This window comes from Tomitella gaofuii, assembly GCF_014126825.1.
Lineage (GTDB): Bacteria > Actinomycetota > Actinomycetes > Mycobacteriales > Mycobacteriaceae > Tomitella > Tomitella gaofuii.
The window spans coordinates 1,804,410-1,830,764 of sequence record NZ_CP059900.1 but is presented as its reverse complement, the minus strand read 5'-3'; the positions used below and the strand labels follow the sequence as shown (position 1 = coordinate 1,830,764).

At 67.4% G+C, this 26,355-nt stretch carries 17 protein-coding genes and 2 pseudogenes; 6 read left to right on the top strand and 13 right to left on the bottom strand.

Annotated elements, in window-relative coordinates; all coding sequences use genetic code 11:
- Positions 1-114: 114 nt before the first annotated feature.
- The 6 genes from H4F70_RS08605 to istA form a co-directional block, all read right to left on the bottom strand.
- Entirely contained in the window at positions 115-3,048 is a 2,934-nt protein-coding gene (locus H4F70_RS08605) for a type I restriction endonuclease subunit R (protein ID WP_182359842.1), read from the bottom strand.
- Between the two features lie 2 nt (positions 3,049-3,050).
- Positions 3,051-4,373, bottom strand: coding sequence for a restriction endonuclease subunit S (locus H4F70_RS08600; RefSeq protein WP_182359841.1), 1,323 nt, complete (start codon positions 4,371-4,373; stop codon positions 3,051-3,053).
- Positions 4,373-6,343 carry a type I restriction-modification system subunit M gene (locus tag H4F70_RS08595; protein ID WP_182359840.1) on the bottom strand — a complete coding sequence of 657 codons (1,971 nt, stop codon included), beginning with the start codon at positions 6,341-6,343 and terminating at the stop codon, positions 4,373-4,375. Before H4F70_RS08595 ends, H4F70_RS08600 begins: the two co-directional genes overlap by 1 nt.
- Before the next feature lie 198 nt (positions 6,344-6,541).
- Positions 6,542-6,757, bottom strand: coding sequence for a helix-turn-helix domain-containing protein (locus H4F70_RS08590; RefSeq protein ID WP_182359839.1), 216 nt, complete (start codon positions 6,755-6,757; stop codon positions 6,542-6,544).
- 738 nt (positions 6,758-7,495) lie between these two features.
- A complete protein-coding gene (gene istB, locus H4F70_RS08585) occupies positions 7,496-8,332 on the bottom strand; it encodes an IS21-like element helper ATPase IstB (RefSeq protein ID WP_182359838.1) in 837 nt (278 codons plus the stop codon).
- Positions 8,329-9,903: an IS21 family transposase gene (gene istA / locus H4F70_RS08580; protein WP_182359837.1), complete on the bottom strand. Its 1,575-nt coding sequence runs from the start codon at positions 9,901-9,903 to the stop codon at positions 8,329-8,331. Before istA ends, istB begins: the two co-directional genes overlap by 4 nt.
- Before the next feature lie 161 nt (positions 9,904-10,064).
- Here istA and H4F70_RS08575 point away from each other — a divergent pair, with 161 nt between their 5' ends.
- Entirely contained in the window at positions 10,065-10,409 is a 345-nt protein-coding gene (locus H4F70_RS08575) for a transposase (protein ID WP_220471789.1), read from the top strand.
- Positions 10,410-10,529: 120 nt separating this feature from the next.
- On the opposite strand, the gene H4F70_RS08570 is transcribed toward H4F70_RS08575, so the two are convergent.
- From H4F70_RS08570 to H4F70_RS08560, 4 genes and pseudogenes are all read right to left on the bottom strand, one after another.
- The gene (locus H4F70_RS08570; RefSeq protein WP_182359835.1) at positions 10,530-11,645 is read right to left on the bottom strand and encodes an IS256 family transposase; all 1,116 of its coding nucleotides are present in this window, start codon (positions 11,643-11,645) and stop codon (positions 10,530-10,532) included.
- Between the two features lie 386 nt (positions 11,646-12,031).
- Positions 12,032-13,111 carry a redox-regulated ATPase YchF gene (ychF, locus tag H4F70_RS08565; protein WP_182359834.1) on the bottom strand — a complete coding sequence of 360 codons (1,080 nt, stop codon included), beginning with the start codon at positions 13,109-13,111 and terminating at the stop codon, positions 12,032-12,034.
- A gap of 12 nt (positions 13,112-13,123) precedes the next feature.
- Positions 13,124-13,768 (bottom strand): CBS domain-containing protein, encoded by a 645-nt coding sequence (locus H4F70_RS20970; protein WP_338064916.1) that lies wholly within the window; start codon positions 13,766-13,768, stop codon positions 13,124-13,126.
- Positions 13,769-13,819: 51 nt separating this feature from the next.
- A pseudogene (locus H4F70_RS08560) lies at positions 13,820-15,238 on the bottom strand (chloride channel protein); the annotation flags it as partial.
- Between the two features lie 162 nt (positions 15,239-15,400).
- Here H4F70_RS08560 and H4F70_RS08555 point away from each other — a divergent pair.
- Positions 15,401-16,645: an AI-2E family transporter gene (locus H4F70_RS08555; RefSeq protein ID WP_182359832.1), complete on the top strand. Its 1,245-nt coding sequence runs from the start codon at positions 15,401-15,403 to the stop codon at positions 16,643-16,645.
- Between the two features lie 18 nt (positions 16,646-16,663).
- Here the strand turns inward: H4F70_RS08555 and H4F70_RS08550 are convergent, their stop codons facing one another.
- Positions 16,664-19,744 (bottom strand): AAA family ATPase, encoded by a 3,081-nt coding sequence (locus tag H4F70_RS08550; RefSeq protein ID WP_182359831.1) that lies wholly within the window; start codon positions 19,742-19,744, stop codon positions 16,664-16,666.
- Positions 19,741-20,898 (bottom strand): exonuclease SbcCD subunit D, encoded by a 1,158-nt coding sequence (locus H4F70_RS08545; protein ID WP_182359830.1) that lies wholly within the window; start codon positions 20,896-20,898, stop codon positions 19,741-19,743. Before H4F70_RS08545 ends, H4F70_RS08550 begins: the two co-directional genes overlap by 4 nt.
- Before the next feature lie 127 nt (positions 20,899-21,025).
- On the opposite strand from H4F70_RS08545, the gene H4F70_RS08540 reads away from it, so the two are divergent.
- Both H4F70_RS08540 and H4F70_RS08535 read left to right on the top strand, forming a co-directional pair.
- On the top strand, positions 21,026-22,240 hold the full coding sequence (locus tag H4F70_RS08540; protein WP_182360270.1) for a DNA recombination protein RmuC: 1,215 nt from the start codon (positions 21,026-21,028) through the stop codon (positions 22,238-22,240).
- Positions 22,237-23,235: a DUF6542 domain-containing protein gene (locus tag H4F70_RS08535; protein WP_182359829.1), complete on the top strand. Its 999-nt coding sequence runs from the start codon at positions 22,237-22,239 to the stop codon at positions 23,233-23,235. Before H4F70_RS08540 ends, H4F70_RS08535 begins: the two co-directional genes overlap by 4 nt.
- Before the next feature lie 116 nt (positions 23,236-23,351).
- Here H4F70_RS08535 and H4F70_RS08530 read toward each other — a convergent pair whose 3' ends face one another.
- A complete protein-coding gene (locus tag H4F70_RS08530) occupies positions 23,352-24,374 on the bottom strand; it encodes a 4-hydroxy-3-methylbut-2-enyl diphosphate reductase (protein ID WP_182359828.1) in 1,023 nt (340 codons plus the stop codon).
- Between the two features lie 77 nt (positions 24,375-24,451).
- On the opposite strand from H4F70_RS08530, the gene H4F70_RS08525 reads away from it, so the two are divergent.
- Together H4F70_RS08525 and xseA are read left to right on the top strand one after the other, a co-directional pair.
- A complete protein-coding gene (locus H4F70_RS08525) occupies positions 24,452-25,069 on the top strand; it encodes a lipid droplet-associated protein (RefSeq protein ID WP_182359827.1) in 618 nt (205 codons plus the stop codon).
- A 92-nt stretch (positions 25,070-25,161) separates the two neighbouring features.
- Positions 25,162-26,354 (top strand): annotated as a pseudogene (gene xseA / locus H4F70_RS08520) (exodeoxyribonuclease VII large subunit).
- The last annotated feature ends 1 nt before the right edge of the window (position 26,355 follow it).

Sequence of the window (26,355 nt, the reverse complement as noted above, 5' to 3'; positions counted from 1 at the left end):
GGTCGCCCGCAGCAGGAACAGCAACGGGGTAGTCGGAGTATCGAGACCAAGCCTTAACAGGCTACGTTTGCTGCCCGCTGATACCGAGAGATTTACCCTTCAGCACAGAAGTTCTCAAGCACTCTTCCGGTAGGTCGCGTTGAATACCGCATTGGCGAGCCACTGCTTGAAGCTGGTGTTGTCCTGGAACTCCTTGAAGAGCTGGGTGTCATCTGAGATGAGGCGTAGCATGACCTGGCTGAGTGCGCGGTCGCTCTCGACGCGGGCGTTGACTGGATCGTCGTTGGCCTGCGCGTTCTTGTAGGCCTCGTCCTCTGACACCAGCCGCGGGATCTCTTCGGTGATGAACCGCTTCACGCGATCAGCATCGTTCCACTCGATGTTGCCGAAGTGATCGTTGAAGCTCCGCACAATCGCTGAGAGCCTCTCGAGGTCTGGGTCTGAGCGGTGCCCACCACCGGCGGCCGGCACTGGATCGAGAGTGCCATCCTCATCGTCAAGGACGATCTTCATGGCACTGAGCTTCTCGGCCCGATACGACTCCAGATCGATATTCTCCAGGATGCCGGCCGAGAGGTCCTCCTCCTTCGGCGCGGGCAGCTTAGGCACCAGGTGGTCGAGGAAGATTGAACGCTTCTCCCACTCGCTGCTCCCGTACGGCAGCACAGTCGAGAGGAAGTTGTACGTGCGAAGGAACGCCTTCGCGCCGCCCTTGAACGCCACTTGATCGTCTTCGTCGGGCATCTCTATATACTCCGCGACACTCACATCGAGCAGCGGGTCGAGCCGGTCACGGCTCTCGCCAGCCAGGTAGCGACTCACGAACTCGTCGATCTGTTCGATCGTATACACGGCGAAGGTGTCGAGATCGTTGACCAGGTCATGAAGCTTGTTGGCGTCGGTCTCCTCGGCCAGCACAGTCGTGCGGTAATACGGCTCGAACGCACGCTGGATCTCGTCGGCGTCGTTGGCGAAGTCGAGCACGAACGTATCGTGCTTGGCAGGCTGGGCACGGTTGAGGCGCGACAGTGTTTGCACCGCCAGCACTCCGGAAAGTGCCTTGTCGACGTACATCGTGTGCAGCAGCGGTTCGTCGTATCCCGTCTGGAACTTGTTGGCGACCACCAAGATCCGGTAAGGATCGGTCTTCACCTGCTCAGCGATGGCGTTGGTGGGGAAGCCATTCAGGCTGGCTTCGGTCACCTTCATACCCTTGTACTCGTGCTCGCCGGAGAAGGCGACGACCGCTCGGTACGGGCTCTTGCGCGCGGCGAGTGCCTCACGGATCGCGTGGAAGTACTCGATGCAGCGTGCAATCGATGACGTCACCACCATGGCCCGGGCCTGCCCGGAGATCTTGCGCTTCGCCACCACTTGCGCGAGGAAGTGTTCGACCATGATGGTGGACTTCTGCGCGATGGCGTGTTCGTTGCCCTCGACGTACGCGCGGAGCTTCTTCGATGCGCGCTTCGCGTCGAACTCGGGGTCGTCTTCGACGGTCTTCATCAGTTTGTAGTAGCTGCCGACGGGGGTGTAGTTCGCGAGGACATCGACGATGAAGCCCTCTTGGATCGCCTGCTTCATCGTGTACGAGTGGAAGGGTCGGAATCCCGTGCCGCCCTCGGCGTTCGGTACTGGCTCGCCGAACATCTCGAGCGTCTTGTTCTTCGGAGTCGCCGTGAACGCAAAGTAGCTCGCGTTCGGCAGCAGCTTCTTGCCCTCGATGATCCGGTTGATCTGGTCCTCGACGTTGTCGTCTTCGATGTCGTCCACGCCGGCAAGAGCTCGGGAGACTGCTGCCGACGTCTTCGAGCCCTGCGACGAGTGTGCTTCGTCGATCACGATGGCGAACGTGCGGTCCCGGTGGTCCGCTCCGATGTCATCCAGGATGTATGGGAACTTCTGCACCGTCGTCACGATGATCTTCTTGCCGGCCGAGATCGCGCGGCGCAAGTCCCCCGACCGATCCGCGTGGACAACTGTTGAGCCCACCTGCAGGAACGACTTGATGGTCTGGGTGAGCTGGTTGTCGAGGATGATGCGGTCAGTGACGACGATGATCGAGTCGAAAGCGATGCGACCGTCATGGGTCGTCTCGGTCAACTGATGGGTCAACCAGGCGATCGAGTTCGACTTGCCGCTGCCTGCAGAGTGCTGGATCAGGTACCGATGGCCCGCGCCGTTCGCCTCGACATCGGCGAGTAGTTTCCGGACGACGTCGAGCTGGTGGTAGCGCGGGAAGATCGCCTTCGAGACCTTCTTGCCAGTCTTCTGGTTCTTCTCAACGACGATCTGCGCGTAGTTCTCGATGATCCCCGCGAGACTGAGCGGAGCAAGCACCTGCCGCCAGAGGTAATCGGTCATTACGCCGTCGGGGTTCGGCGGGTTGCCGGCCCCGTCGTTGAAGCCCCGGTCGAAGGGGAGGAACCAGGAGGAAGCGCCCTTGAGCTGGGTGCAGAATCGGGCTCGCTGGTCGTCGAGGGCGAAGTGCGCGATGGTCCGGCCGAACGCGAAAAGCGGCTCACGGGGGTCGCGGTCGCGCTGATACTGCCGTACAGCGTCCTCGACCGTCTGGTTCGTGATGTTGTTCTTCAATTCGAACGTGAACACCGGCAGTCCGTTGACGAACGCGACGAGGTCAACAGCGTCGCCCGTGTTGCTCACACTATGATGCACCTGCCGGGTGACCACAAAGCGGTTCGCCTCGAAGAGAGCGGCAGCCTTCGGGTTCGCCGCGTCAGGCGTCGGATAGTAGAGATCAACATGCAGACCGAGGTGGTCGATGCCGTTGCGCAGCATATGCACGACGCCACGGCGCGTGATCTCCCCCTGAAGCCGCGCAAGGAACTTGTGACGCGTAGGCGTTTCCGACGTAAGTCCAAGCGGCTCAACGAGGTCGGGCTGGGTCGCCTCGATGAACTTCGTGAACAGGCCGAGGTCAAGCGCATAGGACGCGACGTAGCCGGCCGGCGCGCCCTCGGCCCATCCCCCGTCGACCATCTGGTCGACGATAAGTGCCTCCAAGCTCTCCTCATTGAGACGCCGCATGCTCACTCCTCGCTTTCGCCCAGTTCATCCTCGAGGTCATCATCCAACAGCGCGTCCAGATGGGTGTCCTGTTCCAGGGTTTCAGGCAACGATGCTGCGATCGCGCGGACATCGACCTGGCCTGTCACGACATCGGCAATGAGGCGAGTCCGGAACTCTTGAAGGAGTAGGACCTCCCGTTCCGCCTTCCCGATCGTCACATCCATCGACGCAGTTCGGTCTTCAATATCACGCAATATACGACCTTGCTCTGCCAATGACGGTAGAACGACCGGCAGCTTCCCCAACGTCGTCGAATTAGTTGACGCGAGATTCGTAGTTTTCTTCGCGGTCAGGTAGAAATATTCGCGGACAACCGGTCCAGAAAGCCATGAGGCGAGGAACTCGGGCAGAATCACGTCTTTGCAGCGGACTGCAAAGACGTGATTCTGATGAAGGCACGGTTCAATCTGACCATTCCACACCACCCCTCGACCTAGTTTGTCAATGTCGCCGCCTTCGGTCATGAGTACGTCACCAGCACGGAGGGTTGATCTGACCGCTTCACGCTCAGGCACGGCAACGTGCGCAATGGTCGAGGCGTCGACTCTTCCCATTTGAACGTTCGCCACCCGCAAATACGGGTAAGCAGTCAGTTCCTGCGACCCATAGTCTTTGCCGAGGGTCAGACCGGTCTGGATCGTGGCAACGTCCTTGAGGCGAGCCGCGTGTCCTGGCAGCCCCAAGAATAGGTCGGCCCGTACCTTCTCGCGTTGCTCATCCAGGAGGGCGATCAGGCGGCGCTTAGCGGCGATAGCCCTGTCGATTCGGGCGTTCGCGTGGGCTAGGTACTGCGCGATCGCCGCCTGCTCATCCGCCTGCGGTAGCGACACTTCGATGTTTCGCATGCGAGAAATGTCGAGATCCCACTGCCCGATCCGCACGCCGTCCGATGCTGCACCGAATTTTGCCACATAGGGCTTGCTTCGCAAAAGATACTCACCGAAACGCGGTACCTCGAAGTTGGCTTCGAACACGAAGTAAGCAGGACTAACTATGCCGTCGACCGGGGCGAGCCCCAATGAGCCCTGCCAGGCCTTCATCTTGTTTATGACCAAGTCTCCCGACCGTGCAACTTTGTAGTTACTGAGATCGTCAGGAATCGCATTGTGATTTGCATCTTCATCCGAACGGACGAATACGCCGCGTTCACGAGCGACCGTCAGGAGTGGAAGATCAGGCCTGTCCCTTTCGCTGCGGGGAGCCAGGAGTGACCGAAGAGATCGGGTTTTCCATGCATCCGCCGATCTATCCAGCCGCGGAGGAGAAAACAATGACACTGCCATCAGTCCTCACCTGCGATCTCAGCGATCAGATCCTCAGTCTCTGCCTCCAACGCACGAATGTCGGCCTGAATCGCAGCCAGGGTGCGCATCGGCGCGGGCTTGTAGAAATGACGAGTAAAGGAGATCTCGTAGCCGATCTTCGCCTTCGAGTCGTCAATCCAGGCATCAGGGGCGTATGGCTCGACTTCGCGACGGAAGAATGCTTCGACGCCGTCGGCATAGTCACCCGCGGGCTCGTTGAGTGGTACCTGTTCGGTGTCGCGCAGCTCGGTGTCGGGCTCGTACTCGACGACGCGGGCACGGCCGTCGATGACGGCTTCGTACCTCCCGTGCAGCGGATCCGGCGTTGCCGCGTACGGCAGTGCCTTGCGAATGAGAGGCGGCGCGCTCTCGTCTCGCACGCCGTCCTCCTTTAGCTGCTTGATCTCCTTCGCCGTGTAGACACGGTGTGGGTCGACACCGGCGATGCGCAACGGCCGTTCGACGGTGATCTTGTGGTACCCGAAGTCCACGCCGTCGAATACCTTCGAGCGGTCGGTGTCTTCGTACTCGTCGAATGCTTTGAATGCCTCGAGCACCTTGTCGGCGTCAGTCGAGCTGACCTCGACGCCCTTCTCGCCCAGGTTCTTGCGCAGCGGCGTGAACCAGCTCGTGGCGTCGATGAGCTGGACCTTGCCCTTGCGGCGATCCTCCTTGCGGTTGGAGAGCACCCACACGTACGTGGCGATACCGGTGTTGTAGAACATCTTCAGCGGCAGCGCGACGATCGCTTCGAGCCAGTCGTTCTCGATAATCCATCGTCGGATGTTGCTCTCGCCCTGGCCGGCATCACCGGTGAACAGCGAGGAGCCGTTGTGCACCGATGCGATCCGGGAACCAAGCTCGGTGCCCTGCTTCATCTTCGAGATCAGATTCGCGAGGAACATCAGCTGCCCGTCGCTGCTCCGCGTCACCAGCGAGTACTCGCTGTCATTGTCGTGGTTGACAACGAACCGTGGGTCGATGATCTTCTTCGCGCCGCCGAGGCGGTCCTGGTCTGTCTTCCAACTCTTGCCATACGGCGGGTTGGAGAGCATGAAGTCGAACTCCTGCCCCGCAAAGGCGTCGTTCGACAGGGTGGAGTACTCCGGACCGCCGACAATGTTGTCGGCCGCCTTGCCGTCGCCCTTGAGGATCAGGTCGGCCTTCGCAATCGCGTACGTCTCGGCGTTGATCTCCTGCCCGTAGAGGTGCGTGGAGACCTTCTTGCCGGACAGCTCCGTCAGATGCTTCAGGGTCTCTTCGGCGACGGTCAGCATGCCACCGGTGCCCATCGCACCGTCGTAGAGCCGGTAGGTACCCGACGGGATCGTGTCTGCGATGGGTTCGAACATCAGCCGGGTCATCAGGCGCACAGCGTCACGCGGCGTCCAGTGCTCGCCGGCCTCTTCGTTGTTCTCCTCGTTGAAGCGGCGCACCAACTCTTCGAAGACGGTGCCCATCCCGTGGTTGTCCATGCCCGCTGGGGAGAGATCGAGGTCTGGAGCGAGGAACTTCTCGATCAACGCACCGAGCGCGTCAGCCTTCGTAAGCCGAGGTAGTTGGTTACGGAACTCGAAGTTGTCGATGATCTCCTGCACGTTAGGCGAGAAGCCATCGAGGTACGCCTCGAAGTTCTGCCGCAGGCGCGTCGAGTTCGACACGTGCCGCAGATCCTGCAGCGAGAAACCAGATGTGTTGTAGAAGTCCTGCTTGGCAGCATCGCGCAGCGGTGCATCCTGGTCAGCGACGCCCGCCTCGTCCAGCATCTTCTTCATCGCCATCACTGCATCGCGCGTCGGGCCAAGGACGCTGTCCAGGCGACGCAGGACCGTGAAGGGAAGGATCACGTCCCGATATTTGCCTCGAACGTAGAGGTCGCGGAGGACATCGTCAGCGATATTCCAGATGAGCGCCGCAATTCGCGCGTGGTTGATGGAGCTGTGTGGCACCGGGATCCTTCACTTGTGACTAGACAACCTGCCGAGCGGCGGGGCGACGAGACTGGTACTGGTGATGCCGCCCAACCAACACTGAAGGTAGACGGCACCTCTGACATTCTCTCAGCTCGCCCGAAGTCGTGTGTACTCCGGCAGGCATCCATGATGCCCACACGGTTCGCCGCGCAAGAGTGACTCGAGCGCCGAACGTCACTGACGGACGACCAGTGCCTGCGCCTCAACACCTAGTTGCTCCGCCAGAGCATCGACGGAGTCCAGAGTGAGGTTACGCTCCCCACGCTCGATGCCCGCGAGGTACCGAGTCGAGACGCCGAGCTCCTCGGCGAGACCCTCCTGCGACAGACGGCGCGCAAGGCGCACATCGCGCACCTGCGCTCCGAGCACCTTCTTCAGCGGTTCTGTCACACAACCAGCCTCGGGTCTGGTAGTCATGACTTCCAGGAAGTTATCGCTTCCAGTTGCGGTCGAGGCGGGTTGCACACGACTCGCATTGCGGCCGCATCAGACCTCGAAGGAGAGCGTGACGATGTCCGATTCGCGGCAGAACCCCGACGGGAGCTCGACAGCTCTCCCCCCCCCGCGTCCTGCACACACCACGCAGCAGGGCACTGCTCTCGGAATCGTGGGCGCAAGCAGAGGAGGCGAAGCAGATGGAGCGGGCATGCGACGACCTCCAGCTTCCGTATGAAGCCTATGCAGCCGACGAACCCTGCCGCGCATGTGGGCGCGCCCTTCTCGGCGAGCCGAGCCTGGGCACGGACGAAGAGAGCCTTGCGCGGATCGACGCCGACAATGCCGAGTTCCGAGCCGAGCACGCGGCATGCAACATGGGTGTTTGGCGTCTCGAGAACAACAGGGTGGAGCACTGCCACCTGTGCTGCCCATTCCCGCCACTTTCGCCGGCTCAGCGCGATGAGCTCCGACAGCTCCTATACCCACCCTCATTGCACATCGACCGCAGCGCCACCTGGCGAGTGGAACTGACCTGTCGGCACGTCGAGACCCTGGCCGGGCATTCCCCTCGCTACGTTGAACCAACCGCCCTGAGAATGACAACTTCATTTGGCCCCGGCGTGCTGGTCTGATTTGGCCCCACCCCGGACACGGTTGATAGTCGGGTATGACGTGGCCGTGGGGGCCTGGTCAGGCGGGGTGGGTCTCCTTCCTCGGCGCCTGGTTGCCGGTGGTGTGCGCGGCGCTGGTGGCCAGCCGGTAGGAGTCGGTGCCGGTGGCGATGATGTGCGCGTTGAACGTGAGCCGGTCGACCACCGCCGCCGCGAGACGCGGGTCGGTGAACGTTGCTCCCCATTCGGAAAACGGGGCGTTCGATGCGCACGCGATCGAGGCGCGTTCCTCCCGGGCCGTGATCACCTGGAACAACAACTCCGCCCCACGCGGATCGAGATGCACATAGCCCACCTCGTCGAGGCAGAGCAGGTCCAGGCGGGCGTAGCGTGCGACGACGCGGGACAGCTGCCGGGCGTCGGCCGCCTCCGCCAGCTCGTTGACCAGCGCCGCGGTGGTGACATACCGGACCCGGCGGCCCTGCTCGGCGGCCGCGGTGCCCAGCGCGATCAGCAGGTGCGTCTTCCCAGTGCCAGAGTCGCCGAGCAGCACCAACGGCTCGCCCTTGTCGATCCAGGAGCCGCCGGCCAGGTGCGCCAGCGTGGCCGCGGGCAGGGCCGGCAGGCGGGCGGCGTCGAAGTCGGCGAGGCGTTTGGTGCGCGGGAACTTCGCCTCACGGACCCGGCGGATCCGCATCCGCGCGTCCCGCTCGTCGCATTCGGCGGTGAGCACCTCGGCGAGGAACCCCAGATGCGACAGTCGCTGCTTGGCCGCCGCAGCGGCGATCCCCTGGGCATGCCCACCCACGGTCGGCAGCCGCAAAACCGTTGCAGCAGAAGCTATCGCCGCCGACGCAGCCTCATCGGTCCACGCGCCCACCGCCGCACCCGCCGGCGCCTTCCTGGCGGTGGTCATGCGCTCACCCGGCCGGTCGTGAGGAGCCGGTCGTAGCCGGCCAGCGACGGCACCGGCCGTTCGCCGGCCGCCGCCGCGGCCGTGTCCGGCACGGCCACCGGGACGGCCGGCCTGGCCGCGTCGGCGGCATGCCGGGCCTCGACGGCGACGACCTCCGCGGAGAACATGCCCGCCTCGCGTGCCGCGGTCATGCCCGTGGCGATCGCGTCGGCATCGATGGTGCCGTGCAACAACAGCACCCCGATCAGCGCGCGGGTGCCGGCCCCGTCACCGAGCTGATTGCGGGCGGCAACCCAGAACCGCTGATGGGCCGCGGTGAACACGCCGCGCGAGCGGGCGGTGGCCAGGGCGGTCGCCCCGGCCAGGGCGCCGGGCTTGCGCTCGAGGACCTCCAGGTAGTGATCGAGCAGCAGGTCCTCGCTGCCCCCCAGCAGCGACCGGACATGCCGGGCGATGACCCGCCCGCCGGTCATGCCGGTGTCCGGGTCAAGTGCCTCGATCGTGTCGGCGCCGAGACGCACCTCCAGGCGCCGGCCGGCATACCGTGCCGGCACCGAGTAGTAGGACTGGCGCACACACACCCGCGCCTTCGCGTCGACCCGGCACGACAGCGTCGCGGCCACGTCGAACGGCGCATCGGGCAAAGGCCGCAGCAGCGGCAGCTCCCGGGCGGCCGCCGCCCCGACGGTCTCGGCCCGGGCGGCGATACGCCGGTCGTCATCGGCGGCGTCCGCGGCGGCGAGTATGAGATTGAGTTCGGCCAGCGAACCGGCGTGGGGCACCGGGGTCAGGTGCCGGCGCCGGAAACGGCCGATCTCGCCCTCGACACCACCCTTCTCATGCGCCCCGTCGATACCGGGGATGCAGTAAAACGAGTCGTAGCCGTAGTGCGAGCGCAGGGCGATGAACCGGGGATGCTCGAACCGCTCACGCCCGAGCGCCACCTTGACCACCGCGGCGGTCAGGTTGTCGTAGCGCACCTGCCCGATCGGCACCCCGCCGAACGCGGCGAACGCCTGAACATGCCCATCAAGGAACGACTCCTGGGCCTGGTTCGCGTAGGCGACGTGCACGGCCTTGCCCGAATGCGACAGGCGCATGCAGAACATGAACAGGCGCATCACGATCCCGGCGATCACGGCGGTGAACTCACCGAAGTCGACCTCCGCTTCCTCGGCAGGCCCATGGGCCTGCGGGATCATCACCTGCACCTGCTCGCCGGCGATCTCGACACGCAGATGGGCGACGAGGTTCCGCACACTCGATTCGGCCACGTCTGCTCCTTGTTCGTCGAGTAGCCGCTGCCAGATACGGCGGGCGGTGTGGCGTTGTTTCTTCGGCGCGTCGAGGTCTTCGGTCAGCCACCGGCGGATCGTCGCCTCGTGCGGGCCGAGGACCGGGGCGGCCCGGTCGGGGGTCTTGCGTGGTGGCGGTATCGCCGAGGCGAGTGCCAGACGCACGTCACGGCGGTGGACCCTGTGTTTGCGTGCCAGTGCGCGGATCGACAGGCCTTCATCACGATGGTCTCGTCGGATACGTTCGTATTGCTCCACTCTCGATCGTTCCTTCACTCCCTGGCCCTCTCGCCGATGTCTTTGGACGGACACGACGAAGGCTAGAGATGGTCGGTCGAGGGTGGGGCCATTTCAGGCCAGCACTACCAGGTCAGGTGGGGCCACTTCAGACTGTCACACTCACCGCCCAATGCACCGAGTGTGCTGTCATCCGCGGCGTGGTCAAAGCCGTGCGAATCGATGACCAGGCGAAGCATGGTGACGACAGCAGCGACATCGAGGGCCCCGAGCCCGACTATCAACGACTCACAGATGAGCAATGGAGCTGGATCGAGCACATCGTTCACACAGAAGACGGCCCTCGCCGCGGGCGGCCACGCACTGACATACGCACGATCGTCGACGCGGCTCTCTACAAGACCCGCACCGGCATCTCGTGGCGCGAGCTCCCAGCGGAGTTCGGTTCGTGGCAGACCGCCGTGCGCCGGCACAACCAACTGATCGCGAGCTCCCAGTGGGAGGAGATCACTCGCACTCTGGCGGAACGAGACCTGCCCCAGTGAACTGCGGCGGCGTTGAGGCGACCGACTTTTGAGTCAGACTGCTCATTGAGTGATGGAGTCCCGTAGCGTGGTGTAAACCGTTGTGCGCGTTGCGCTGTGACTGATTCAGTATGAGGTAGTCTAAGCGGCTTTGTCCATCACCTCCGCTGTATCGGGTGTTGCCTCGACGGCGGTGTTGACGGTCGCGCGGAGCAGGGTCATCGATTCCTCCGACAGGTAGCGCCTGCCGGTGGCCTGCCATTCGTCATGGGCGTCGATGAGCACGCACGTGGTCAACCGCAACAACATGTCGGCCACCGCCGGGAACTGCCGCTCGAGCATGCCGGCGACCTCGTCGACCTGCCCGCGTACCGCGGGCGCATCGGGCTGGGAGAACACGGTGCGGATCGCGGCGGCGACCATCTCCGCATGCCCTTTGGGTACGCGGGTGAGGACATTGCGCATGAAATGGACGCGGCACCGCTGCCACGCGGCGCCGACGAACACGGCGCTGATGGCGTTCATCAGCCCCAGGTGGTGATCGGAGACCACCAGGCGGACCCCGGACAGGCCACGGCCGCGCAGCCCACGCAGGAACTCGGCCCAGAACGCCTCGGTCTCGCTGTCGCCGACGGCGCAGCCGAGGACCTCGCGGCGGCCGTCGACGCTCACTCCGGTGGCGATGACCACCGCCTGCGAACACACCCGCGACCCCTTGCCCGTTCGGTCGCCCCCGACACGGGCCTTGCAGTAGGTGGCGTCGACGAACACGTACGGGAACTGCTGGCCGGACAGCTCGCGCGTATTGAACGCGGCCACGTCCTCGTCCAGGTCGGCGCAGATACGCGAGACCTCGGATTTGGAGATGCCCGTGTCGGCGCCGAGCGCGGACACCAGCTCGTCGACCTTGCGGGTCGAGGTGCCGTGCACGTACGCCTCCATGATCACCGCCTTGAGGGCGACGTCGATACGCCGGCGCGGCTCGAGCAGCGACGGGAAGAACGACCCGGCCCGCAGTTTCGGAATCTTCACCGTCACGTCGCCGCTGGTGGTGGTGATCGTCTTGTCTCGGGTGCCGTTGCGGCTGGTGGTGCGCGTGTCGCTGCGCTGGTAGCGGTCGGCGCCGATGTGGGCGGTTGCTTCGGCGTCGACGAACACCTGCAGGAACGTGGCGAGCAGGGTGCGGATCATCGTGCCGTCGTCGGCGGACTGGAGCATCCGGGTGATCTCGAGTAGTGCAGACTGGTCCATGGCCATCGCGTGGTCGCTTCCTCGTGAGTTCTTTGATCGGTACTCACAGAGCATCACGCGGTGGCCGCTTCACCTCCGGCTTCGACACGCCGAACGATCCAGGACCCGATTTACACCACCACAGGGGACTCACTCCATTGAGTCAGCGCACCTGCCGAGAGATCGCGCGTAGAACGACTCGAACCCATCCCGGAGCAGGCCAGCCGAGGCTGCGCCCCAGAGACGCTCCCGCACCGCGGAAACGAGAATTGACCCCTGCGGAAGTTCCGCGGGGGCCGATGAAAGTCCCAGGTCAGCGGGGCAAACGCTTAGCAACTAATGGCAGATCGGAACTCGTCCGCCGAGCCAGATCGGTAGCTGCGAAGGTAAAACCCCTGGTCAGACGGTCTTTTTTAGACATTGAACCTGAACTCGACCACGTCCCCGTCGGCCATGACATAGTCCTTGCCCTCCATGCGCACCTTGCCGGCGGCCTTTGCGGCGGCCATGGATCCGGCCTCGTCGAGCTCGGAAAAAGAGACGATCTCCGCTTTGATGAAGCCCTTCTCGAAATCCGTGTGGATCACGCCGGCGGCCTTGGGGGCGGTATCGCCCTTGCGGATGGTCCACGCGCGCGATTCCTTCGGTCCTGCGGTGAGATACGTCTGCAACCCCAGGGTGTGGAAGCCGGCTCGCGCCAGCGAGTCCAGCCCCGGCTCGGCCTGTCCCACCGATTCGAGCAGCTCCAGCGCGTCTTCGGCGTCGAGCTCGAGGAGTTCGGACTCGACCTTCGCGTCGAGGAAGACCGCGTCGGCGGGCGCGACCGCCTTGCGCAGCTCGGTCTTGCGATCCTCGTCGGTGAGGACGCCCTCGTCCGCGTTGAACACGTACAGGAACGGCTTCGTCGTCATCAGATGCAGCTCGCGCAGCGCAGGCCCGTCGATCTCGTCCTGCGCCGAGAACAGGGTGCGCCCCGCGTCGAGGATCTCCTGCGCCTGCTTGGCCGCGGCGACGGTCTCGGCGAGGTCCTTATTCTTGCGCGCCTCCTTCTCCAGGCGCGGCAGGGCCTTCTCCAATGTCTGGATATCGGCCAGGATCAGCTCGGTCTCGATCACCTGGATATCGGCGAGCGGGTCGATGCGCCCGTCCACGTGCACCACGTCGCCGTCGTCGAACACGCGCACCACCTGGCAGATGGCGTCGGCCTCGCGGATGTTGGCGAGGAACTGGTTGCCCATCCCCTCCCCCTCGGAGGCGCCCTTGACGATGCCGGCGATATCGACGAACGACACGGTGGCGGGCAGGATCCGCTCCGACGAGAAGATCTCCGCGAGCCGGAGCAGCCGCGCGTCCGGAAGCTCGACGACGCCGACGTTGGGCTCGATGGTGGCGAACGGGTAGTTCGCAGCGAGCACGTCGTTACGGGTAAGGGCGTTGAACAGCGTGGACTTGCCGACGTTGGGCAGGCCGACGATACCGAGGGTCAGACTCACGATCTCCAGAGTCTACGTTGTGGTCGTTCGCACCTCGTCGGCGCCGAACGCGCAGTCACGAAACTCGGTCAGCCTGCGGGGAGGTCCGAGCACGGTCACCACGTCCCCCTCCTGGAAAGCGACCCCGTCCGCGCCCTGCAGGACCGCTCCGCCACGCAGGACCGACAGCACGATCACCTCGTCCGGTACCTCCGGGCCGGCCACGCCTGCCCCCACCAACGTCGAGCCCGCGGCTATCGGAACGTCCACCACATCGGCGTTCTTGGAGACGCCGTGGAAGCGCGTGGCGTCGGTATGCAGCGCGGCCTTGTAGCCACGCACGACGCCGTGCACGGTGACCACCCCGCGCAGCATTCGCTCCTCATCCACCACCGGCGCCCACCTCTGAGCCGACTCCATTCCCGCAGGCAGCACCGTGAGCGCCTCGTCCAGATTCCGGTCGATTCCCACGGCCGCCGCGACGCGGTCGATGGAGGGCCCGATGCCCGAATCGGCCGATCCGATGCGCCGCGCGGCGGCGAGCACGCCGACGAAACGACCGTCCGCGTCCGTGACCGGCGCACTGACGACGCCGGCGGCGCGCAGTGTCGATTCGGCGTCGCGCCAGGTATCGCGGGAGGACAGTACGACCGGTGCCGCAGAAACGACGCTGCGCACCGACACACGGTCCAGCAGTGGAAGCGCGGAGCCGACGCGCGCAGCGTATTCGGTCTCACGGCTGTCCGCCTGCTCGCTGTAGATCGTGTCGCCTGCCTGCCGCACGATCAGGTATGCCAGACCGACGGCCAGCATCGCGGGCACGAGCACTGTGTAACTGCCGGTCATCTCCCCCACCATGAGCATCACCGCCAGCGGTACTCGTGCCACGCTGCCGAAGCACGCCATCATGCCCACGACGACGAACACCGCCGGATTGTCGGGAACCGACGGTGCGCCCACCGCCTCCAGCACCCGCCACACCGCCCCGCCGACGAAGGCGCCGATCACCATGCCGGGACCGAAGATTCCGCCGGAGCCGCCCGACCCGATCGACAGCGCGGTGGCCAGGATCTTCGCGGCGGGGAGAACGAGCACGATCCACAATGGCAACGACAGCAGTCCGGACCGGTCCAGCGCCATCTGCGCCCACCCGTATCCGCTTCCGAGCACCTGCGGGACGGCCAGCGCGAGCAGGCCCACCAGGATCCCGCCCACGGTGGCCTTGCCGATGCGTGCCGCGCGGCCCGCGCCCGGCAGCCGCTTCGTCAGCCGGGCCGTCGCATAGAAGGTGCGGCTGTAGGCGATCCCCACCACCCCGGCCAGAACACCGATGACGGCGAACCAGACCAAGTGGACCGGGTCGTCGAAGACGTATCCGACGGTGGCATCGCCGAACAGCGGCGTGTACCCCTCGACGCTGCCGAAAACCGCATAGGCGGTGATCGACGTGATGAATCCGGGGATGAGCATCCGGCTGTCGACGTCGTTCTTGTAGGCGATCGACGCGGACAGCACCGCGCCGCCCAGAGGAGCTCCGAAGATCGCGCCGATGCCGGATCCGATGCCCACGCCCACGGCGATCCGGCCGTCCGCCGGCCGCAGGTCCAGAAACCGCGTGAGCAACGAGGCGAACCCGGCCGAGATCTGCGCCGTCGGCCCCTCGCGTCCGCCGGATCCGCCGGAGCCGATCGTCAACGCCGAGGCGACGATCTTCACGATCACCGTGCGCACCGCGATCTGGCGGGGGTTGCGGTGGATCGCCGCAATCGCCGCATCGGTGCCATGCCCCTCGGCCTCCGGTGCCAAAGTGAAGACCAGCAGGCCGGACGCCAGCGCGCCGCCGCCGACGACGAGCGGAATCGCCCACGGCCGCGTGAAGTCGGAGAAGCCGATGCCGCCGGGGGCACCACCGCCGGCGGCATCGGGATGGGGCGGCGTATAGCCACCCAGGCCCACGAGCAGCAGATCCGTCGCGTGCGTCAGCAGCCAATAGAAGCCGATCGCGCCGAGGCCTGCGATCACGCCGATGAGCACGCCGAGGACGAGCCATTTCTGCAGATACGACGCCGTACCCAGGATGCGGCCCGCGCGGCGACCCGCATCGCGGGCCACGGAGACGATCCGGCCGCCACCTCCCCGAACGGTCATCGGCTCACCGTAGCCCGCTCCGTCCGCCGCGGGGCCGAGATGCGTGACACGCGGGCGGATTCGCCTATCCGCGGCCGATCATCGGCGATGATGGGAGACGATCAGCGGCGTGCGCTCCATCGGCGTGTCTTCCGCTGTACCCCGATTGTGAAATGAGGATTGATGTCGCAGCACACCCCTGCACGCACGCGCGGCGAGGTGATCGGACGCGGCGGTCGGTGGCTCGCCGAGTGGAGCCTGCGCATCATCCTCATTCTCGGAGCCCTGTGGCTGATCGACTACCTGTTGGGCAAGATCTGGGTGATCGTCCTCCCGGTGCTCATCGCCACCATCATGGCGACCGTGCTGTGGCCCATCAGCGGTTGGATGCAACGGCACCGGGTTCCGCCCGCAGTGGCCGCGTTGACCACGATGGTGGGCGGGCTGATCGTGCTCGCCGCCGTCATCGCCGGCATCGTGCCGTCGGTCATGAACCAGATCGGCCCGCTCGCCGACAGGACGGTCGAGGGCGTCAACAAGGTTCAGGATTGGCTGACGGGGCCGCCGTTCAACATCCGTCCCGAGCAGATCAACGAGGCCGTCCACGCCATCACCAGCAAGGTGCAGTCCAGCGCCTCGACGATCGCGCAGGGCGTGTTCACCGGAGTGAGCACCGCAGGCTCGGTGGTCGTGACGTTGCTGCTGATCGTGGTGCTGGTGTTCTTCTTCATCAAGGACGGCCCCAAGTTCCTTCCGTGGATGCACCGATCCACCGGCGGTCCCGCCTCGCACCATGTCGAAGAGGTGCTGCAGCGGATGTGGTCGACGCTCGGCGGCTTCATCCGCACACAGGCGCTCGTCGCCTTCATCGACGCGCTGTTCATCGGCGTCGGCCTGGTGATCATCGGCGTACCGCTGGCCGGCGTGCTGGCGGTGATCACATTCTTCGGCGGTTTCATCCCCATCGTCGGCGCCTTCGTCGCGGGAGCATTGGCGGTGCTCGTCGCGCTGGTGGCGAACGGCTGGACCACCGCGCTGATCGTGCTTGCGCTCATCATCGCCGTGCAGCAGCTCGAGGGAAACGTGCTGAGCCCGATGCTGCAGAGCAGGTCCATGGACTTGCACCCGGTGGTGGTGCTGCTGGCCGTGACGGCCGGCGGCAGCCTCTGGGGCATCGTCGGCGCGTTCCTCGCGGTGCCCGTCGCCGCAGTGGTAGCGGTGTTCGTGCGCTATATCAGTGAGCACGTCGACGCCCAGGTTTCGCCGTTGCCGGCCGCCGGCGGTGTGGGGCTGCCCGAAGCTTCGGGAACGGCCGGCGCCGGCGAGCCGCCCCCGGAGGACACGGATCGCTCCGAGTCGGCCGGGGCGGAGGAACCCCGCGGTTCGCTGGTGGAACGGCTCATCCGCCGCAGCCGCGGCGACGGTTGAGCACCGCCGCGCACGGACTCAGCCGACGCGCGCGCCCGCCGTCTGCAGCGACGAACCGGCCTCCCCCTTGACCACGTGCAGCCTGCTGGGAATACGGTGCCGCATCTCGGCGACGTGGCTGACGATGCCCACTGCCCTGCCCCCGTCGCGCAGCTCATCGAGCACGCCCATCACCACGTCGAGGGTTTCGGCGTCGAGAGTGCCGAAACCCTCGTCGATGAACAGCGTCTCCAGACGGATGCCGCCGGATTCTTCCGACACCACGTCGGCCAGCCCGAGCGCCAGCGACAGCGACGCCATGAAAGTCTCACCGCCGGAGAGGGTGGACGTCGGCCGGACGGCGCCGGTGTTGGCATCGAGGATATCGAGGCCCAGCCCTCCTCGCCGCTCGCGTTTGATGGTCGCCTCGGTGTGAACGAATTCGTAGCGGCCTCCGGACATCACACGCAGTCGCTGCGACGCCACCAATGCGACTTCCTCGAGTCGTGCAGCGAGAACGTAGGACCGCAGTGACATCCGGCGCGCATTCTCGCCGTCACCTTTCATCACGTCCGCGAGCGCGGAGAGCCGCACGTGCTCGTCCCGCAACGGGGCGAGCGCCGCGACGGCCTTGCCCACGCGTTCCGCCTGCTCGGTCACTGCCGTCAGCCGCGTGCGCGCCTGGTCCTGCGCACGCACGGCCGCCTCGAGCCGGTCGTCGGCCTCCGTGGACGCCGCCGAGGCCGATGCGGTGTCGGCGGGCGGCAGGTCGGCGACAGCGACGATGTCAGGCTCTTCGAGCACCGAGCGGGCACTGGCGACGGCCTCGTGGGCGGCCGCCAGCTCGGCATCGATCTCAGCGCACCGCGACGCCGTGCGCACCGCCGCGAGAGCCTCGTCGGCGCCCTCGAAACCGGCCTCGACGGCCGCATCCACCACCGCCTTCTGCGCCTTGCGCAACGCCTCCGCCGCGGCGTCGGTTTCCGCGACGGCCCCGCGCAGTTCCTCCGCCCTCGCACGGATCGCACGGAGCTCCACGGCGCGCTCGCGTACGCCCGTGTGCCGCCCCACCGCGGCGTGCAACCGCTCACGGACCGCGTCGATCCGCGCACTCAGTCCCGCAGCACGCGAGTCCAGTTCGGACTTCGCCTGCCGCCGCGTTTCAATGTCCGCCTGCAGCGCTCCCCGCTGCAGCTCCAGGCTCTCGAGCCGCGATGTGGCCTCGTCGAGCCGTCCCGCGAGGCGCGCGCTCTCCGCGTGGGCCTCCTCTGCCGCCACGCGACGTCGCGCTGCATCGTCGGCGCCCACGCCGTCCGCCTTCTGCACCTGGGCGGCGAGTTCCATCTCGGCATCCCGCAGCGACCGGCGTGCCGCGTCCCATCGCCGTGCGAGCGTGTCGACTTCGCGCGTCGCGGAGTCCTCGTCCTGCTGAGTCACCGACCCCTCCGCTGCCACCGCCGGCCTCGGGTGCTGCTCGGATCCACACACTGCACACGGCTCCCCCGCACGAAGTTCGCCGGCGAGTTCCGCGGCCATGCCGTCAAGCCGCCGCTCCCGTAGGTTCAGCGCGTGCTCACGCGCATCGTTGTAACGGGACTCGACGTCTGCGACGGCAGCGGCCTCGCGCTCCTGCGCGGCCCGCGCAGCCGGAATCGCCAGCGCCGCTTCTTCAATCGTCCTCGCCGCGTCCAAAGCCTCGGCCTGTGCCGGCAGCACAGTCGCCGCCTGCGACGCGCGGTCACGCTCATCACGTACCCGCTCGATCAACGCGGGCAACGCCTCCGACTGGCCCAGGACGGCCTGCAGCTCGGCCCCGGCACGTTCGCATCGTTCCGTCGCCTGCGACTGCTCCGAGATGAGGCCGGTCAACGCGACCTCGTCTTCTGCGGCGGCGTCCAGACGGACGAGTTCCTCATCGAGCCGGCGTGTACCAGCCTCGAGCGCGACCGAGTCGATGCCACCGTCGTCGGACGTCGCCGCTTCCAGGACGGCGGCGGATTCCTCGTCGTGAGCGGCGAAGGCGGCGGCGAGCGCGTCGCGGCGCGTCACGGCCGCATCCCGGTCCGATTCGGCCGCGCTCCTGGATCGCTCCGCCCACCCTGCCTGCACTGCACGACGCGCGGCGCCGAGTTCCGCCGTCGCGCGCGCCCTGGCCTCGTGCCCCTGCTCGAACTCCGCGACCGCGGCACACGCCTCCGCACGCCGACGTTGCGCTTGCGCCCGTTCCCGCTCGCGATCCGCCCGCGTGCGGGCCTCCGCAGCCGTCTTCCGCAGCGTGTGCAGCTCGTCCTCCGTGCGCGCGGCAGCGGATTCAGCACGCTCCCGCACGGATTCCGCCCACGAGACCGGATCGACGTCCCGCAGCCCGTCGCCCGACACGGCGCCTTCCGTGTCGACACCGTCGTCGCCGCTTTCGCCGTCACCGTTCCCGGACGCGTCGGACGGGGCCGCCGCGAGGTCACCGGCCGCGGTGGTGAGTCCGTCGACCGCGACGGCGACCGCCTGCCTTCCGTGTTCGAACGCCCCGGACACCGCACGCCGCCGCTCCGCGAACCACTGCTCGACATCGCTGAACCGTGCCGTGTCGAAGAGCTTCTCCAGCAGGGACGCGCGGGTGCTGGTCTCCGCCTTGAGGAACTTCGCGAACTCCCCTTGCGGCAGCAGCACGACCTGGAAGAACTGCTCGGCGCTCATGCCCAGCAAGGAAGCTATCTTGCCCCCGATATCGTTAACGCGGCTGAGGTTCTCGCCGTGGCCGTCGAGCCATTCCAGGGTGGCCTTCGCGTTCTCCTTGGTCTCGCCCTCACCACGCTTCTTCGGGCGCATGTACTCGGGGCTGCGACGGATCCGCAGGTGCCGGCCGCCGATAGTCGCTTCGAGGGACACCTCGGTGGGCGTCCCGGGCGCGGCGTGGTCGGAGCGCAGTCGGCGCCCGTCCTGGCGTGCCCCGGGCACGGTGCCGTACAGCGCGAAGGCCACGGCGTCGAGCACGGTGGTCTTGCCGGCGCCGGTTTGCCCATGCAACAGGAACAACCCGTCCGCGCCCAATGCGCCGAAGTCCACATGTTGGGTGTCCGCGAACGGACCGAACCCGGTCATCGCGAGCGAATGCAGTCTCACCGCTCCCCCTCCTTCTCCGCGGTGACGGCCGCCAGCGCCTGCGACACCAGCGACATCTCCTCGTCCGTCGCCTCGCCCCGCATATCGTCGAGGAATGCGCGGACGATCTGGACGTCATCACGCCCCCGCACCCGCTCGCGATAGCGCAGCTCCGGGTTGCCGCCCGGCCGCTCCCACTCCAGGTGCACCGCGTGCGGGAATCGCTCGCGCAGCCGGCGCATCGGATCCTGCGGACGGCGCTCGTCCACCAGCAGCGCCGACACGTAGTCCTGCTCCGCGTCCGCATATTCCTCACCGTCCAGCAAGTCCTGCAGCGTGCCGGTGAGGCGGCTCAAGCCCCGCACGGAGGTCAGTGGCACCTTGCGCACCGACTCCAGCCCCTCGGCGCCGAGATCCACGATCCACACACCCTTCGCGTCGCTGCGCTCACCGAAGGAGTAGGGCAACGGGCTACCTGAATAGCGCAGCCAGGAACGGATCTCTTGCGGAGTGTGCAGGTGCCCGAGCGCCGCGTAGTCCACCCCCTCGAACGCCGCTGCGGGCACCGTCTCCACTCCCCCCACGGAGATGGACCGTTCGGAATCGGTGGCATCGCCGCCGACGACGAAGGCGTGCGCTATGACCACGGATCGTGCCCCCTCGTTCACGGCCGCGGCGGCCGTGAGATCTGCGCGCACCAGGTCCATCGCGGCCGTCAGCACGTCCTCGTGCGTGCGGGCGGCGGGAACACCGAGCTCGCGCCGGCAGACGTCCGGTTCCAGAAAGGGCACGCCGTAGAACCGGACCGGACCGTGCTCATCCTCCAGAACGACCGGACGTGTCACACCGCCGACGGTGGTGAACAGATGCAGGCCCCCGGCGGCCGCGAAGTCGGCGCCCGCTCCCAAGCGCGCCGGCGAATCATGGTTGCCCGACGTCGCAACGATCGTCGCACCCGCCTCCCGCAATGCCACCAGCGCACGGTTGCAGGCCCGCACCGCCTCCGCGCCCGGCACCGAACGGTCGTACACGTCTCCCGCCAGGACCACCACGTCCACTTGTTCGCGGCTGACGATGCCGGCGATCTCCGCGAGGACGCTCTCCTGGTCCGCCAGCAGGTCCACGCCGTGGAAGGTCCGGCCGATGTGCCAGTCGGAAGTGTGCAGGATCCTCATGCCGCCGACGGTAGAGCACCGCACCGACAACTCCGCGGCCGGTGATCGTCCGGTGCCGGACGTGCGCGCCGCGGCGGACGGCGTGGGCCGCGCCGAATTGTCGGACCCGTCGTGCAGGATCGTGGCCATGGATGTGATCACGGCCGTCATGCTGGTCGCTGCACTGGCAATCGGCGCCATCGTCGGCTGGCTGGCGCATGCGGCGCGTGTCGGAGACCGGCTGGCGCGCGCAGAGGCCACCATGGACGCCCGCGAGGAGGGCCGCCGGACCTGGGAGGCGTCGCTGGGGTCGGTCAACGACGAGGCGGCCCGCCGCAACGCCGGGGAGATCGGCGAGCGGATGGGGCAGGTGGTCGCGCCCCTGCAGGATGCGCTGGGCGCTCTCAGCGAGCAGCTGCGGTTGCTCGAGCACGACCGTGTCGGCGCCTACGCGGGCATCAGCGAGCAAGTGGCCGCCATGCATCATTCCAACCGCGAACTGTCCACCCAGACCACCCGCCTGGTCTCCGCGCTACGCGCCCCGCAGGTGCGCGGCAGATGGGGCGAGCTTCAGCTCGAGCGCGTGGTGGAACTCGCGGGGATGGCGCGGCACTGTGATTTCGACACTCAGGTCACCGCCGACGCCGCCGACGACGGCCCTACCGCGCGCGTGCGTCCCGACATGATCATCCGCCTCTCCGGCGGCCGCCGGATCGTCGTCGACGCGAAGGTCCCGTTGTCCGCCTACCTCGACGCCCTGTCCGCGACCCGCGAGCAAGAACGCCAGAAGTTGATGTTCTCCCACGCCTCGCAGCTGCGTGCGCACGTCGACAAGCTCGCGGCCAAAGCCTACTGGCGCGCATTCGACCCCACTCCGGAGTTCGTGGTGCTCTTCGTCCCCGGCGATCCGTTCCTCGACGCCGCAGTATCCACCGACAAAGGTCTGTTCGAGTACGCGATGGCGAAGAACGTCGTGCTCGCCACCCCCACCACCCTCGTCGCGCTTCTGCGCACCGTTGCTTTGGGCTGGCGTCAGGAGGCGCTGTCCCAGGAAGCCCGCACCATCCACTCGCTGGGCACGGAACTGGCCCGCCGGCTGGACACGATGGCGCGTCACTTCGACCGCGTCGGCGACCGCCTCGGCAAGGCCGTCGAATCGTTCAATTCCACCGCCGCGTCCTTCGAGTCGCGGGTGATGGTGACCGCACGCCGTCTCTCCGAGCTGCAGATGAGCGATACAGATCTGCCGCCGATTCGCCAGGTCGAGTCGGTTCCGCGGGTCGTCGGATGGGCGGACACGCACAACGCCGACGATGCGGCCGACGGCGCCGCGAGCGGAGGAACGGTTAACCTCGGTAGGTGACCGATTCACCGCGCACCTCGCCGCGACGCCGCGGCCGGGTACCCCTGGACCAACGCTCAGTCCTGGCCACGACGCCCGGCGTGCCCTGGTGGGGCGCTCTGGCCTGCGCGGTCGCGGCCACCCTTGTCGGGTTCCTCGTCGACTCCGCCCGCGGCAGCCAGCTGACGTGGATCTTCACAGTCCTGTACTTCCTCGGATGCGTCGCGGCGGTGCTGATGGTGCGCAACCGGTCGCTGTTCACCGCGATGGCGCAACCGCCTCTGATTCTGCTCGTCGCGGTGCCCCTGGCGTACCGGAGTTTCGCGGACAACCCTGCCGCGGGGCTCAAGGGAATCCTGTTCGATATGGCGCTCCCGCTGATCGACAGGTTCCCCACGATGATCGTGACGACCGTCATCGTGGTCGTCATCGGCGCATTCCGGCTCACGCTCTACGTGCAGGAACGGCGGGTCGCCGCCCGTGGAACGACCAAGAACCCGGCGAAGAAGACGTCGGCCGGCGGACCGGCAGCAGACGACACGCCCTCGCCGGGAGGAAACCGGCAGAGGCCGGCACGAGGTGCACGCCGCGTCGACCGCGGCAGGGCGGCGCGCTCCGCAACGGCTGCGGCCGACAGCCGAGACGAACGCACACGCGCGCAGGGCCGAACACGCTCCGGCGGCGATCCCGGGCGGTCCCGCCGCCGCGCCGCGGCGGCGGATCCTCCCTTCGAGCCCGGCGGGCCGCGCGACGCCGGCGGCACGCCCCGGTCGAATCCCGTGCCGCCGCGTGCCGGCACGAGCCCCCGACGAAGGACGACCTCCGGCGAAGTCGCCGCGGCTGCGCGGGTCGAGTCCCGGCGCATGCCACGGACATCGTCGCCCGACGGCACTGCGGCGCGCGCAGCCCGCAGAGTCGCCGTCGGGCACGCCGCGGACGGGCACCGCGGCGCCGCGCGTATGCACGACGCAGATCCCGCGCATCCCGTCCCCCATGTGCGCTACCGGGGCGACTGAACCCGCACCGCGCCACGAATCGACGGACAGAAAATGCGGCCCGCGCGTGCTTCGCGCGGGCCGCATCGGCGTCTGGATCCTCGACTGCGCTCCGCGGAGCGGACCAGGATCGACGGTCAGCTGGTGACGTCCGCCACCTTGAGCATCCGGCTGGGCCGCAGCTCCCGTGGAAGTGAGAAGACCAACGACTCCTGCGCGGTGCGCACCGTCTCGATATCGCCGAAGCCGTGCTCGCTCAGCAGATCGAGCACGCCGCGGACGAGCACCTCAGGCACGGAAGCACCAGAGGTGACGCCCACCGTCGTCACGCCCTTCAGCCAGGCCGGGTCGACCTCGCGTGCGTAATCCACCAGGTGCGCCGCCTGGGCGCCCGCCTGCAGCGCGACCTCCACGAGTCGCACCGAATTGGATGAGTTGCGCGAGCCGACGACGATCACCAGGTCGCACCGCGGCGCCATCTCCTTCACCGCCACCTGCCGGTTCTGCGTCGCATAGCAGATATCGTCCGACGGCGGGTCCTGCAACTTGGGGAAGCGCTCGCGCAGCTTGCGCACGGTCTCCATCGTCTCGTCCACGCTGAGGGTGGTCTGCGAGATCCAGATGACCTTGTCCTCGTCGCGCACCGTGACCGAGCCCACGGCCTCCGGCCCGCTGACCAGCTGCACATGCTCCGGCGCCTCGCCTGCGGTCCCCTCGACCTCTTCGTGACCGTCGTGGCCGATGAGAAGGATGTCGTAGTCGCCGCGGGCGAACCGTTTGGCCTCCTGGTGCACCTTGGTGACCAGCGGGCAGGTCGCGTCGATAGTGTGCAGGCTGCGCTCGTCCGCGGAGTCCCGCACCGCCGGCGATACGCCATGCGCGGAGAACACGAGGATCGCCCCCTCGGGGACCTCGTCCGTCTCATCGACGAACACCACACCGCGCTCGGTCAGCGTGTCCACCACGTGCCGGTTGTGCACGATCTCCTTGCGCACGTAAACGGGGGCGCCGTGCTTCTCCAGCGCGCGCTCGACCGTCTCCACGGCCCGGTCGACACCGGCGCAGTATCCGCGCGGTTCCGCAAGGAGTACGCGTTTCCCACCGCCGGCACCATCCCGGCCGACAGCATTCCGGCCGACAGCATCAACAGAAGCAGACATGCCCCCAGGGTACGTACCGACACGACAGAACACACCTTGCGCTTTCCGGTGCGACACGCATAGTGCACCCTGGAGGCATGATCCGTCCCCCGTTCATGGCGCGCGTCGCCGCCGGAATCGTGCTCACCGTCGCCGACGAGGTCCGCCAGCTGCCGACGACCGCCGTCGCACTCCCGATGACCTCGGTGAGTCTGCTGCTGCAGAGCAGCATGCGCTTGCAGCAGACCATGACCAGTCTGGCCATCCGGGGCGACGACGCCTTTGCGTTCTTGTATCCGGCCAAGGAAAAGCCTGCGTGGGCGGTGTTCGACGACGAGGCGGACGACGCCGGCGATCCCGCACCGGCCGCACGCTCCGTCCCGACTCCCGGGGGAGCGGACGCCGCGGAGCGGCGGGGCCCGGCAGCCGACGGCAATGGATCGCTCGGCAGGTTCGCGCTCTACTCCACCCCGGGCGCGGCCACCCGGGGCCGCGCCCGGGAGGCCGCCGTCGTGGACGTAGCCGAACCCGGCGCCCCGGCGATCGCGGACGAGATCGGGTACGACGACCTGACGCTGGCCCAGCTGCGCACGCGCCTGCGCGCCATGGGCACCGGCGACCTGTCGGCCCTGCTGGACTACGAACGCGCCGGGTCGGCCCGCGCGCCGTACCTGACGATGCTGGAGAACCGGCTGACCAGCGTCGCGGGCAAGTGACCGGCGCCGACGGCCAGCCGGCCGCCGCGGGCGCCGTCCGCGGCCGGCCGGCCGGATCGGCGCAAGCGAGCAGTGCCGAGCAGCCGTGGCCGGTGCGCGTCGTCGCGACGAAGATCTCCGAGTGGATCAACCGGCTGGGCTCGATCTGGGTGGAGGGCGAGATCACCCAGATCAACGCCCGTCCCGGCACACGGATGGCGTTCGTCGTCCTGCGCGACCCGTCCGCCAACATGTCGCTGCAGGTCACGTGTTCCCCCACGCTGCTGCGCGATGCGCCCGTCCCCCTCACCGAGGGCAGCCGGGTGGTGGTGTACGGCAAGCCGACCTTCTACACCGGCCGGGGCACGTTGTCGCTGCGGGTCACCGAGATCCGGGCCGTGGGCATCGGCGAGCTGCTCGCCCGCATCGAGCGGCTGCGCAAGCTCCTCGCAGCGGAGGGCATGTTCGATCCGCGCCTCAAGCGCCCCTTGCCGTTCCTGCCGGGGACGATCGGGCTGATCACCGGCCGGGCGAGCGCCGCCGAGCGTGACGTGCTCTCCGTCGCACAGCAACGCTGGGCCGACGTGCGGTTCACGGTGCGCAACACCGCCGTGCAGGGCACGTCCGCGGTACCGCAGGTGGTGGACGCACTCCGCGAGCTCGACGCCGACCCCGAGGTCGAGGTGATCATCATCGCCCGCGGCGGCGGGAGCGTGGAGGACCTGCTGCCGTTCTCCGACGAGGCGCTGTGCCGGGCGGTCGCCGCCGCCACCACTCCCGTGGTCAGCGCGATCGGGCACGAGCCCGACAGCCCGCTGCTGGACCTCGTCGCCGACCTCCGCGCCGCCACGCCCACCGACGCGGCGAAGCGCGTTGTCCCGGACGTCGCGGCGGAGCGGGCGCTGCTGGCGGAGCTGCGCACCCGCAGCGCGGGGCCCTGCGCGGCTGGGTGGACCGGGAGGTCCGCGGGCTGGAGCAGATCCGCAGCCGCCCCGTCCTGGCCGATCCGCTCGGCGCGATAGCACGTCTGGACGACGAGGTGCTGCGGCTGCGTGACGCGGTGCGGCGGGACGTGCGGCGCGCGGTCGACTCGGAGCGGCAGTCGGTCGAGCATTTGCGCGCACGCCTGGCCACGCTGGGCCCCTCGGCCACGCTCGACCGCGGTTACGCCGTGGTCCAGCACATCCGCGCGGACGGCACGGCGGAGGTTCTCCGCACTGTCGACGACGCGCCGCCGGGCGCGCAGCTGCGGGTGCGGGTGGCGGACGGCGCGGTGCGGGCCGCGGTGATCAACCGTGACACCTGAC